Source organism: Solibacillus faecavium (assembly GCF_014836905.1).
Lineage (GTDB): Bacteria > Bacillota > Bacilli > Bacillales_A > Planococcaceae > Solibacillus > Solibacillus faecavium.
On the sequence record NZ_JACSPZ010000003.1, the window covers coordinates 187,874 to 201,197 of the forward strand.

The window sequence follows — 13,324 nt, forward strand, 5'->3', positions numbered from 1 at the left end:
CCTTAATAAATACTCAACTCTTCACATTAAATTTAATATTCATCGAATTATGGCAAGTAGGGTAATTACTGCAGCCATAAAATTCGCCTGTTGGTCCTTTTCGCTTCAGCATATAACCACCACATTTTGTACATCGGATAGGATTTTGTAAAATATTAAGTTCTTTATAAGTTTTATTGCACCCAGGATAATTCGAACATCCTAAAAAGCTCCGTCCATCATTACTCTGTCGAATCATTAATACACCTGTTAGGCAGACATCACACTTTGGATTAGTACGTATAGTTTGCTCATTTGTTACTATTTCAAAAGGGATGGACTGTTCTTTAATGAGTTCTTCTACAAAAACAGATGTATCTTTTTCAGGAGCAATTAAGTATGTTCTATTTTTCGTACGTGTAATCGCCACATAAAATAGACGACGTTCCTCTGCATACAAAAATAAATCAGCCTCTGTTAAAACCAGTGCTAATAATGGATCATCCGAAATTTTGTTAGGAAATCCGATTAAATGGTTACGCAAATTAATTACAATTACATTATCAGCTTCAAGCCCTTTGGAACGGTGAACCGTAATATAGGTAATTTTTGCTTGTGGATGTCGCTTATCTCTAATAAAGAGGTCACCTTTTTCATTGTGAATTGAAAATCGACCTTCATTATCTCTTTGTAACATAAATGTTAAGTCAATATTATTTCGGCCAACGACCTTAATCTCAGCCTGTTCTCCCATAGAGGCCACGATATCATCTACTGCAGCTGCAAATGCTTTTACAACGTTGTCTACATATCCATAGATCTTTAAAGGATTAAGTAAACGTTTATCGGAATTCAGCTGCTTTTTAATTTGGATTGGATTTTTTACAACAAAATGAGACGCAATATCAATCAATTGCTGTGAGTTTCGATACGTCTTTTCAATTCGTAGTTGTTTTGAAAAGCCAAAAAACTGTTCAAATTTCGTAAATATATTCAGGTCACTTCCTGCAAAGCGATAAATTGCTTGCCAGTCATCTCCAACGGCAAATATTTTGGCGTTAGTAAGATCTTTTAAAGCTTTAACTAAACGAAAACGTCCCATTGAAATATCCTGAAACTCGTCGATTATTATATATTTATATTGAATCGATGTTGGTAGTTTTGTTTTGACAATATCCGTCGCTTTGTTGATCATATCATTGAAATCAATAGCCAAATTTTTTCGTAACTCTTCTTGGTAGCCTTCATAAACGGGACGTACAATTTTTAAAAAGAGCAGTGTACGGTCACGTAAGAAATCAATTTCTCCTTGTTTGGCAGCTGCTTCTAATTGTTGATAATACTGTACATCGTAACCGTTAGACTTAAATAAAGTAATAAATGTGCTAACTAAATTTTTAAACTCCTTGAACTGCTGATTTTGCTTTTGTTCAATCAGTAACTTCCTATAAATACTTGCATAATCAGCCTCTATTAAAGGGATGTTTAGCTTACGCAACATGTCTTCTAGCTTTTCAAATAACACACCACTGGACACATAATGTGAATATGTTTCAAGCAATTTTGTCTGATTCTTTAAGTGGAGACTCCGTTTCCATTGCATGCCTTCGATATATTTCTGTTCCTCAATAGGGGTTAGCCAAGGGGCACGATTGTTTTTGTTCACACCAAAGTGTTCTAGATAGACATTGTAATCTGGTAAGTAAAAGTCTGGTCGGTAACGTTTTCTAAATTGATCCGTTTCAAATGGGTAAACGGCTTCATATTCATAGTTCACGCCGTGTAAATAGAGATAGTTCGCAATCATTACTTCTTCCAAGCTTTTTACTTGCTCAAATTTAAGTGTTCTCCGTTTAACTTTTAACTCTTCCCCTGTATTTATAACTTTTGAACGAAGCGTTTCTAAATCATGAGAAGATTGGTCTTCTTTATATTCGCCAAGTGTCGTAAACTTTTCGATATCTTTAGGAACTGCTAAATATGTAGCATAGAAACGAATGATTTCCTTCATTACGGAAGGATTATGTAATGCTTGCTGATTAAAGTAGGTAGTAACATAATCAGATAGCGAATCCGAAATATCGGGACGTTGTTTTTCTTCATTTGTAATAGTATCAAGACCAAGTTTATGAAAGGTCATTGCATCAATGGGAAGATCTAATTTCTCTTTTATACGTTCGGTCATCTCTTTAGCTGAGCTGGCTGTAAATGAAATGAGTAAAATCTCTTTAGGATCTACATGCAATCGCTCTACTAAATACTTTACTTTGCCTGAAATCGTTAACGTCTTCCCACTACCAGCTCCAGCGACAACTAATGTATTATCTTCGTTTGTTACAACGGCTCGGCTTTGTTGAGGATCAAGTGCCTTGCCATCAATATTGCTTAAGAGATGTTTAGCTTCAGTTAGTTCTTTATCAATAAAGACCTCATTATACGTTGGTACCAATTTATCTAAATTAGGATAAGTCTGATTAAAATACAGAAACGAATCCTGGCTCTTTAAAAGTCGTTTACTTAAGAGATTTATCCTTTGAGCTGTTTCTAGATAAGTTCTTTTGAGATTTAATAAATCTGTATTTGCTATATAATGTTGCTTTAAATGTTCAAGGTCATCTTTAAAACGCTCTGATGCTTCTAATAATTTAATATCAGGAATTAACTTCTTATTTCTAAGTCTATTTCCTCCGAATACAATCCCCAAAATAATTATAACTATTAATATTAACTCCACTAAGTCACCGTCTTCCAATCAGATACTTACTATTATATGGTAATTTATTATTCGGGAAAAATAAACTGTATTTAATAACTCTTTTTAACTAGATCTAGAAGGTTCTGCTTTTTTAAGAGTGATCGAGGGGTATCCACTACGAATAGAAAAGGCATCACATGATTGCCGTTCACTCGCTTACGCGAATCCACAAACTAGAGCTCAGCTAGCGCTGAATTTCTATCATGTCATGCCAAAAAAGAATCCTCGAATTTGATTTTGAAATTGGACGATTAAAATAACCGAATAAAAGAGGAGGGATAAAATGGTGTCATTGACAAGAGATATTGAAAAGATATTCTTTGAATTAAAAGATAAAGAGCCTCAACCAATTACAAACCTGTTGGTCGAAGTTAAACAATTAAGTAATTCAAAAATTTCTTTTTTATAGTATTCTGAAAAAAGTACTATGCTAATCATATTTTTGTGTTAAAATAAATTCCAATTGAATATGTTTTGCAGAAATAGGTTGCTCTTAATTGAGTATAATAGGGAATTCGGTGTGAAACCGAAGCTGTATCCGCAACTGTAAGTGTAGAAGACTGTGTAAAATATGCCACTGTTAAATGAGGAAAAATGCCTCTAGTCAATGGGAAGGCTTGCACATGATACACGAGCCAGGAGACCTGACTTATTTTTATCGTATTAACTCTCTTCGGAATAAGGAGAATGTACGGCAAATAGATGAACGGGTATTTTTATATGCTTTTTTCTGTTTTCCGCCATTTCTCAATTTGAGGAATGGCTTTTTTTTTGTATTGGGTTAATGGCAAAACATAATTCATGAAAAAACTTTCAGGAGGTTTATTGCATGGATTTTTGGAAAAAGTGGTTGCATATAGCATTAACACTTGTTCTAATGGTATCACTTATTGCGCCAGCAACGGTAGATGCTGAGCAGGTAGAAAACTTAGAGCAACAAGTGGAACAAATTAGTGTGCAACTAGAAGTAAAAGGGTTAAAAGAAAATAATATTGCCAACTCCAATATATCCGTAACAAAGGGAGCAAGTGCACTTGAGGCGTTACAGCAAACATTAACAGCTGCAAATATCCCATTTGAAGTCGTGACTAGCGATTATGGCCCGTATGTAAAATCAATTAATAGTTTAGAATCGGGTTCATTAGGTCATTGGGATGGTTGGGGTTATTCGATTAACGGTGAATCACCTGATCTTGGTTTAGGAAGCTATGAACTTCAAGCAGATGATATAGTCTCTGTTTACTATAGTTTATCGCCAATGTTAGAGGCACAGGCGTCTGAACAAGAGGGCGAGAATCTTGTTGAAGTGTCTGTAAAAGGAGATTTATTTACTGAACAGGCGGCAACATTAGAAAATTGGATAACGCCAGATGGTTTAACCATTACAAACATTACTAAGCAGGACGATCAACAATTAACATTAGCAATTGAAGCAGCACCTGGTACATATGAATTACAGCTACTAGCTCCTGCATTATTAAGTGCACAAGAGCAAAAAGTTTCGGTAAAAGTTGTCGATTCAATTCAACCTGTAAATGACTTAAAAGTGAATTTCCGTGTTGAAGGCATTGCAGGTACAGTACTAAATGTAAAAGACTTTGAAATTAAAGGTAACGGTAAAATTAATGCTGCACAAGTAACACAGCAAATTTTAGATGCCCATAAAATTACGTATGACTACAGCGCCTCAACGGGCTACTTTAAGAACATTGGTGTAGACGGTGAAAAAGGCCTAGGTGTAGGCAGTGGCTGGATGTACAAAGTAAATGGGGAATACCCAGATGTTTATGGAAAAGACGTTGAAATTAAAAATGGCGATACGATTGTTTGGGATTATATTAATGCATCTTCAGTTATAGGAAACTATGAATTCCCAGAGTACAACTTAATCATGTATTCAGGTGCTGAATCTGTCGATAAAATTACGTTGAATCCAATCATTGATATGCCATCAACGGTAGTGGCAGGTACAGACGTAAAAATTAAAGTGACAGGTAAATATAATACAGTATCTTACTTGTATGAGCATATTTCAGGACCACATACAACGGAATTAGCAGACGTAACCGTTGAATATAACGGAAAAAAATATGTTACAAATGCACAAGGTGAAGTAACGATTCCTGCAGTGGAAGTAGTAGAAGGAAATTATGAACTTCGCTTTACAAAAGATTTACCAGGTACTATTTTGACGGATAACGGCAATAAAGAACTTGCCTCGTTCCCTCGCATTATTCGTACGTATGAATCATTAGTGGTTACACCAGATGAGCAACCAGCAGAAAACCGTAAAAAAGCGGAAGATGCATTAAAATTAGGCGCAACATACTTACAAGCAAATAAAGAAACCGTAACGGCACGTGTAAACGAATCACATAGCGCATTTTGGATGTTAACAGCGATGAAGGCAGCAAATGTCAATGCAGGCACATACGAATGGACAACTGCACCAACAACTGCAGGTACGTTCTTTACAACCCCGTTAGAAGCATCACAAAATGATACAAACAAGATTGCGGGTACAATTATTGCAGCAAAAGCATTAGGTTTAGATCCATTAAACATTAAAGGGCGCAATCAAGTAGCAGATTTATTAGCAATGCAAAAGGAAAATGGTTTGTTCTCGACAATTTGGGGTGAAGCATTCGCTTTAATCGCATTAGAGCTAGCTAATGCAGAGTATGACCAACAAAAGCAAATCGAGGCTATATTAGCTTTACAAAATAAAACAACAGGCTATTTTGGTGATAACGATGCAACAGGGTGGACATTATTTGCACTTTCACCATTTAAAGATGACCCAGCAGTAAAAGCAGCGATTGACAAAGCGGTAGCGACTGTACATGCGAACTACCAAGCAAAAGGCTTCACAGATAACTCGAACTCAATGGCAGCGATTATTTCAGGTCTAGCAGCAGTAGAGGAAGATTTATTCTCAACAAAATGGTCGTATAAAAAAGGTGATGACTACGTAAATATCGTAGGTCACTTAGTAGATAACTATATTCTAAAAGATGGTGGCGTACTGTATAAGGTGTCGCAAACGAACTCGAATTTAATGGCATTAGAGCAAGTGTATATCGCTTTAGCGGATGCGTTAAATGGAAAATCAACATTTTATACAGTAGCAGAAAATGTAGTAACTCCAGCTCCAACACCAGAAAAACCTGATTCAGAGAAACCAGATTCAGAAAAACCTGATTCAGGGAAACCAGATCAAGGGAAACCAGATCAAGGGAAACCAGGTACAGATGGCGGCGCAACGGCTCCACCAGTGATAACGAATAGTAAGGTAATGATGTCGATCACTGTATCTGCATCAGAGGTTGTTTTACCAAGTGAGCAGTTTGAAATTTTAGCAGATGAAACAGCATTTGATTTATTAAAACGTGTTACACAGGCAAAAAATATTGCGTTAAATGCACGACAAACATCAATGGGGATGTATGTTGCAGGTATTGCGGGCGTTAATGAGTTTGATCGTGGTAAATTAAGCGGCTGGATGTTCAGTGTTAACGGTGCATTCCCAGAAGTATCAGCAGATGTGTATCAATTAAAAGCAGGCGATGTTGTAAGTTGGGTCTACACATCTGATTTAGGTGAAGATGTAGGCGCTTCACCAGGTGGCGGTTCAGCAGGTGCAGGTGGCGATTCAGCAGGTGCAGGTGGTGGTTCAACAGGTGAAGGATCAACAGTAACACCACCAACAACAGAAGAATCAGAGCAAACGGATGAAATCTTTACAACACAATTAACAGGTGCAGATTTAGCGGGGGAAAAAGAAGTAATCGTAACAACCCCAAAAGGTTTAGTACTAACAATTCCTGTTGAAAACGTAACACTTGCAGAGGGTGAAAAATTATCTGTAAAGGTTGAGGAACAAGATGGGAAAATTATATTTGCAATTCAGATTTTGAATGAAAAAGGCGAAACAAAGCCATTCCCACTCTCATCAGGCTATGTGAAATTAACGTTCCTTGTTAATGCAGCAAATAAAGTAGCTGTAGCTAATGGCAATGTAAAGTCTACACTCATTGCGGCAGTGAATAGTAAATTTAATGCAACATCAAATGCAGCAGAAAATGGAGAACTCGTTATTTTACAAGAAGAGAACAGTGCGTTAATAGCTGTACCGCATTTAATTGTAGACGGTAAAGCAACCGTGTTCACAAAAGCAGGTGGAACATTTGTAACATCAACTGAGCAAGTGACATTCAATGATATTGCAAATTTCAGCAATAAAGATGAAATCACGTATTTAGCAAACCGTTATGTAATTAAAGGATCAAACGGCAACTTTATGCCACAAAGTAAGATTACACGCGGTCAATTTGCGATGATGATTGCCCGTGCATTAGGTTTACAACCGTTAGGTGAGAACCCATTCACGGATACAGTTGGGAAAGAGTATGAACAGGCGATTACAGCTTTATATGAAGCAGGTATTACAACTGGTCGTACAAATACAACATTCGATCCAAAAGATTACGTTACACGTCAACAAGCAGCAGCATTTATGGCACGCGTACTTGCTTACGTAGAGAAGAAGCCATCTGTAAATGGCGAGGTAACTTATAAGGACAATGCGCAAATTGGAGCAATGTACAAGCAGGATGTTGCACTATTAGCGCAGTTAAACATTATGACTGGTAAACAGGATGGTTCATTTGATCCACGTGGTTCTTTAACACGTGCACAAATGGCGAAAATTTTAAAACGTACATTAAATGAAGCAGGATTGATGTAAAACAATAAGTCGAAGAGCCTGGAACAAAAGTAGAAATGTGTTTGTATAAGGGGAATGTCCTTATTAAGAAACTGATACTTTATGAATTGATTGGAGTGGAGGGGCGACTCCTGGGGGAATAGCACGACGCCTGAGACTACAGGCTCAGGCCGTGCCCCCGGAAAGCGTCCCCGGAACGGAAATCAATTTTGGTAGAAGCAGAAAAATATCCATTTTCTCCTTAGGAAAATGGATATTTTTCGTTTTGTACCGGCTCTTTGCCATATGAAAGAGGGGGAAAAAATGAAGCAATTGAATAAAATACTCATTGTGCTATTCCTAACGATACTTGCATTTGTACCGCTACAGCAAGTGGAGGCAAAAAATACGGTTGATGCTTATAATTCAGCCGCTCAGTACATGGTGAAGCAAGTGCCAAATCCAACGTACGGTGATGAATGGGTTGTAATCGGTCTAGCACGAGGCGAGGCTCAAGTGCCAGCGAATTATTTTGAGACGTATTATCAAAATGTAGTGAAGGAAGTAAAAGCACTGAAAGGGAAGCTACACCAATATAAATATACTGAATACTCACGTGTCATCATTGCCTTATCAGCAATTGGAAAAGATCCGAAAAATGTAGGTGGCTATGATTTAACGAAGCCACTTGAAGAAGTAACGAATGTTGTCTGGCAAGGTGTGAACGGTCCGACTTTCGCACTCATTGCCATAGATACGAAGCAATACGATTCCCCTGTAAGAGCTCAATTAGTAAACGCTATACTACAAGAGCAGCTTCCAGATGGAGGATTTACGCTAAGTGGAGAAACTGCTGATTTGGATTTAACAGCGATGGCGATTCAAGCACTTGCACCGTATGCGGAAGATAAAAAGGTTGGACCTGCACTTCAGCGTGCAATCGCAAAAATGAATGCATTAGCAGCAAACGGTTATAACAATGCGGAGACAGCTGCACAAGTAATAACTGCTTATGCGGCATTAGGTCTAGATGCAACGGAACATGTACAGAAAATGATAACTTTTTATAATGCAGCTGATGGTGGGTTCAAGCACGTCTTAACAGAAAAGAGTGCAAATGGGATGGCAACAGAGCAAGCGACGTATGCTTTAGCAGCATATAACCGAGTACTAAATGGTAAAAAGTCATTATATGAGATGGAAGAAACTAATAATAATTTTAATGATACAACAACAGGTTGGGCTAGACCTTATATTGATGAAGCGGTTGAGTTAGGTCTTTTAAAAGGATATGCCGATGGTACATTTAGGCCGAATAATCATTTAACTAGAACACAGGCAGTCGCAATTATTGTTCGTGCAATGAAGATTACCAATAAAGAGAATGCACCGTATCAGGATTTAGGAAATATGGCGATTGCTAGTAAAAATGAAATTGCTGCAGCTTATGAGGCTGGAATTATTAAATATAACAATGGAACATTCAATCCAAATAAGAAAATTACACGTATGCAACTAGGTTTAATGCTTATGCGTGCATACAACACACAGCATGCACCATATGTCGCGAAGGCGAATGTAACCTATAGTGATACTGCTCATTTACCCGCAGAAGAACAACAAGCCCTTGCTTTTTTAGCTGAATATAGCATCGCAACAGGCTCAAACGGTAGATTTAACCCATCCGATCCGACAACACGTGCTCAAATGGCAAAAATGAGCGTTCAATTTGTGAAAGGAACGATGAAGTGATGAAAAAATTAATCATTTTTTTATTACTTACCTTTTTACTAACGGGCTGCGGGGTTCAATCAGTTGAACAATATGAGCAAATGCAAGAAGAGGAAAGAAGTAAGGAAGAAATCGTACAGCCAATCCCTTCAGAAACAAAGGAAGAGACCGCTGAACCTATTGTAGAGGAAGTAAAGTCTCCAAAAGAACAAAAAGAAGAAGTGGACGGAGTAGTAGAAACAACAAAAACTGAAGAAAAGCAGGCCCCAAAACCGACTGAACAAAAAGTAGTTGAGCAGCCAGTCGAACAACAGCCAATTACACAAAGGCCAACAGAGCAAAAAAAGGCTGATGAAAAACCGGTACAGCAAAAACCAGTACAGCAAAAACCAGTTCAGCCAGTAGAGAAGCCGAAGCGTTACGCCACAATTTCGATTCAAGTGCACAGCTTACTGAAACATTGGGATATGTTGCACCCTTCTTTGCAAAGCGAGCAATACGTTCCAGCAAGTGGTTTTGTTTTAACGCCGAAAAAATATGAATTGCTCTCAGACAATGAAACTGTTTGGAAGGTTTTACAGCGTGCCGTGAAGGAACATGGTATTCATTTAGAATACGAAGGAGCAAATGAAAACGTTTATAACAACGTCTATATTGAAGGGATTAATCATTTATATGAATTTAGTGCAGGTCCTTTAAGTGGTTGGATGTATCGTGTAAATGGTAATTTCCCGAACTATGGAAGCAGTCAATACGTTTTAAAGGACGGGGATATTGTCGAATGGCATTATACGGTCGATTTAGGTCGCGACTTAGGAGTAGATGGGGAATAATGACAGCTTTTGAAACGTATCATCCAATCGTCTTATTTGCATTCTTTTTATCAGCCATAGGAATTGGCATGTTTATTATGCATCCTGTATTTTTAGTTATTACTATTTGTGCGGCGATGAGTGTTAATTTTGCATTTCGTCGAGGGCGATTTCTACGAGATTGGAAGCTGTATGTGCCACTTTTTATTATTATGGCCATTATCAATCCACTCATAAGCCACGATGGAAAAATGGTACTGTTTTATTTGAATGGCAATGCGGTAACGATGGAGGCAATTTGCTATGGTGTGGCAATGGCAACGATGCTAACAGCTGTTATGCTTTGGTTTAGCAGCTACAACGAAGTGATGACCTCAGATAAATTTTTATATTTATTTGGGAAATTGTCACCCGTCCTTGCGTTAACACTATCGATTACGATGCGTCTTGTTCCACGCTTTCAGCATCAGCTCATGCGTATTGCCCGAGCTCAAAAAACGATGGGAATGGATTATACTACGGGTTCACTTATACATCGAGCTAAATGTACGATGCGGATTATTTCTATTCTAATAACATGGGCACTCGAAAACGCTATCGAAACAGCAGATTCTATGAAGGCGCGCGGTTATGGCATTGGCAAGCGTTCGTCTTTTTCATTGTTTTTATTTGAAAAGCGTGACGGGATAATGCTTGGTATGATTAGTTTTCTTGTCGCGCTGCTATTAACTGCAAGTGCATTAGGCTATGCGACTTTTTACTATTATCCAACATTTACAGCGATTAATTGGAGCTGGAATAGTATAACGGTATACGCGATTTATACCGCATTACTAATGATTCCACTCGTTATTGAAGTAAGGGAGACACGAAAATGGAAATACTTAAAGTCGAAGATGTAACGTTTACGTATCCAAATGAGCCGAAGCCGGTGTTAAACAATATTAAGCTAAAGGTGGCGAGCGGAGAATTTGTTACGCTAATTGGACAATCTGGTTGCGGTAAAAGTACATTATTAAAGCAATTAAAAAAAGAACTTCAGCCACATGGGGACAAAAGCGGCGCCATTTATTATCAAGGTGAAAATTTGGAACAGCTAGACGCAAAAATAGCCGCGACAGAAATTGGCTACGTTATGCAAAGTCCTGAAAATCAAATTGTGACAGATAAAGTATGGCATGAGCTCGCATTTGGTCTTGAAAATTTAGGGATGGATCAGCTAACAATTCGTCGACGTGTTGCTGAAATGGCAAATTTTTTTGGCATTCATAAATGGTTCCGTGAAAAGACAACGGTGTTATCGGGTGGCCAAAAACAGCTGTTAAATTTAGCATCGGTTTTAGTAGGGCAGCCGAAAGTATTATTATTAGACGAGCCGACATCTCAGCTGGATCCGATTGCAGCGATGGAATTCATTCAAACATTAAAACGCTTGAATGAAGAACTTGGCATAACGATTATTTGTATTGAGCATCGATTAGAGGAGTTGTTACCGATTTCCAATCGTGTTGTTGTGATGGAACAAGGGGAAATAATCTATGATGGCACGCCTCGAAAAATGCTATTAGAGCTTCCAAAAGAGCATCCGATGATTACGGCGCTGCCAACAGCGACTAAAATTTTTGCTGCATTAGACGGCGAAGGTGAGGCACCGCTTACGATTCGTGAAGGACAACAATGGCTCCGTTCTTTTTCATGGCATAAGGTCGCATTCAAAGCAGAGGAGCAACAGTTAGGTAGCCCGATATTGGAAGCGAAAAACATTGCGTTTCGCTATGAACGTAATGCCCCCGATATATTACAGCAATTTGAGTTAAGCGTGCATGAAGGTGAATTTTATACAATTATTGGTGGCAATGGTACGGGGAAATCGACTGCCCTTAATGTACTGGCAGGTCTAGAGAAACCTTATAGAGGTGAGGTTTTAATTTTTGGAAAGAACTTAAAGCAATATCGAAATCAGGAGCTTTATCGTCAAACGGTAGCATACTTACCACAGGACCCCAAAATATTATTCACAGAAAAAACTGCAGAAAAGGAATTACAAGTAGTTGAGGCAACAGAGCAACAAATGGCTGTACTTATTGAACAGCTGCATTTACAGCATATTCTAACGCGTCATCCATATGATTTAAGTGGTGGCGAACAACAGCGTCTAGCACTTGCAAAAGTGCTACTGCTGGAACCGAAACTCCTTTTTTTAGATGAACCGACTAAAGGGTTAGATGCACATGCAAAGGAAGAACTAGCTGCTATTTTGCATCAGCTACAGCGACAAGGGTTAACAATTGTGATGGTAACGCATGATATCGAATTTTCTGCACAATATAGCTCACGCTGTGCATTGTTTTTTGACGGCTCACTCGTGTCACAAGGGACACCACGCAGCTTTTATAGTGGTAACAGTTTTTATACAACTGCAGCACATCGCATTGCTCGTTCGTTTGAAAAAGAAGTCATTACATATGAGGATGTGGTTACGCGATGTCAAAAAACAGAATTCGATTATTCGTCAATTTAATAGTGTTTGGGTTTGCCATGCCGGCTGTTCTATATTTAGGTATAACGGTTTTCGAGGACCGAAAGTATTATATGATTTCGCTGTGTGTAATTGCACTTAGCTGTATCCCGTTTTTCATTTCATTCGAACGTCGTAAGCCGCAGCCCCGGGAAATTTTGACGATTGCAGTTATGGCAGCAATTTCTGTGGCTGGACGCTGCTTGTTTGTGGCTACACCAGGTTTTAAACCAGTAACGGCTATTACGGCTATAACTGGTTTTGCACTAGGAGCTGAGGCAGGTTTTTTAACAGGGGCATTGTCAGCTCTCGTATCAAATATGTTTTTCGGACAAGGCCCATGGACACCATTTCAAATGTTTACCTGGGGGATGATTGGCTTTGTAGCTGGTTTGCTAGGTAAAACAAAGTGGATTACGAAAAAGGTGCCTCTCGTATTATTCGGCATTTTCGCTGGTATTTTTTTCTCATTTGGCATGGACATTTGGGGTGCAATTTCGACGTATGGCGTATTTGAGATGGAAGCTTACGTATTAGCACTTGCCTCAGCAATTCCGTTTACGATCATCTATGCTGTATCGAACGTTATTTTTTTATTAATTTTAACGAAGCCGCTAATGGAAAAACTAACACGTATTAAAATTAAATATGGCATGATGCAGTAATAGAAACGACAAAGTTACAAAGGCTTTGTCGTTTTTTTGCGCCAGGTACGGATATGAGCGGTAGAGTGAAAGTCCTGAACTTTGAAGGCAGTAGTAGGAGACAAAACTCCCCCCTGAATAATGAAAAAACCCTTCAGCATAAAAATATTGAATAGAGAT

8 protein-coding genes and 1 riboswitch are annotated in these 13,324 nt (G+C 38.3%); of the genes, 7 read left to right on the forward strand and 1 reads right to left on the reverse strand.

Features of this window, described 5'->3' with window-relative positions:
* Positions 1-13: 13 nt before the first annotated feature.
* Positions 14-2,713, reverse strand: a complete 2,700-nt coding sequence (locus H9635_RS07835; protein ID WP_318245190.1) for a UvrD-helicase domain-containing protein — start codon at positions 2,711-2,713, stop codon at positions 14-16.
* A gap of 307 nt (positions 2,714-3,020) precedes the next feature.
* On the opposite strand from H9635_RS07835, the gene H9635_RS19370 reads away from it, so the two are divergent.
* The 7 genes from H9635_RS19370 (at position 3,021) to H9635_RS07865 (ending at position 13,165) form a co-directional block, all read left to right on the forward strand.
* Positions 3,021-3,143 carry a hypothetical protein gene (locus H9635_RS19370; protein ID WP_263616961.1) on the forward strand — a complete coding sequence of 41 codons (123 nt, stop codon included), beginning with the start codon at positions 3,021-3,023 and terminating at the stop codon, positions 3,141-3,143.
* 59 nt (positions 3,144-3,202) lie between these two features.
* Positions 3,203-3,400, forward strand: a riboswitch (cobalamin riboswitch).
* Positions 3,401-3,563: 163 nt separating this feature from the next.
* Positions 3,564-7,481, forward strand: coding sequence for a DUF4430 domain-containing protein (locus tag H9635_RS07840; RefSeq protein WP_191699633.1), 3,918 nt, complete (start codon positions 3,564-3,566; stop codon positions 7,479-7,481).
* A 282-nt stretch (positions 7,482-7,763) separates the two neighbouring features.
* Positions 7,764-9,191 carry an S-layer homology domain-containing protein gene (locus H9635_RS07845; protein WP_191699634.1) on the forward strand — a complete coding sequence of 476 codons (1,428 nt, stop codon included), beginning with the start codon at positions 7,764-7,766 and terminating at the stop codon, positions 9,189-9,191.
* On the forward strand, positions 9,191-10,003 hold the full coding sequence (locus tag H9635_RS07850) for a DUF4430 domain-containing protein (RefSeq protein WP_225231190.1): 813 nt from the start codon (positions 9,191-9,193) through the stop codon (positions 10,001-10,003). The genes H9635_RS07845 and H9635_RS07850 overlap by 1 nt, the downstream gene beginning before the upstream one ends.
* A complete protein-coding gene (locus tag H9635_RS07855; protein WP_191699636.1) occupies positions 10,003-10,884 on the forward strand; it encodes an energy-coupling factor transporter transmembrane component T in 882 nt (293 codons plus the stop codon). The genes H9635_RS07850 and H9635_RS07855 overlap by 1 nt, the downstream gene beginning before the upstream one ends.
* A complete protein-coding gene (locus H9635_RS07860) occupies positions 10,857-12,503 on the forward strand; it encodes an ABC transporter ATP-binding protein (RefSeq protein ID WP_191699637.1) in 1,647 nt (548 codons plus the stop codon). Before H9635_RS07855 ends, H9635_RS07860 begins: the two co-directional genes overlap by 28 nt.
* Positions 12,467-13,165, forward strand: a complete 699-nt coding sequence (locus H9635_RS07865; protein WP_191699638.1) for an ECF transporter S component — start codon at positions 12,467-12,469, stop codon at positions 13,163-13,165. The genes H9635_RS07860 and H9635_RS07865 overlap by 37 nt, the downstream gene beginning before the upstream one ends.
* Positions 13,166-13,324 lie beyond the last annotated feature (159 nt).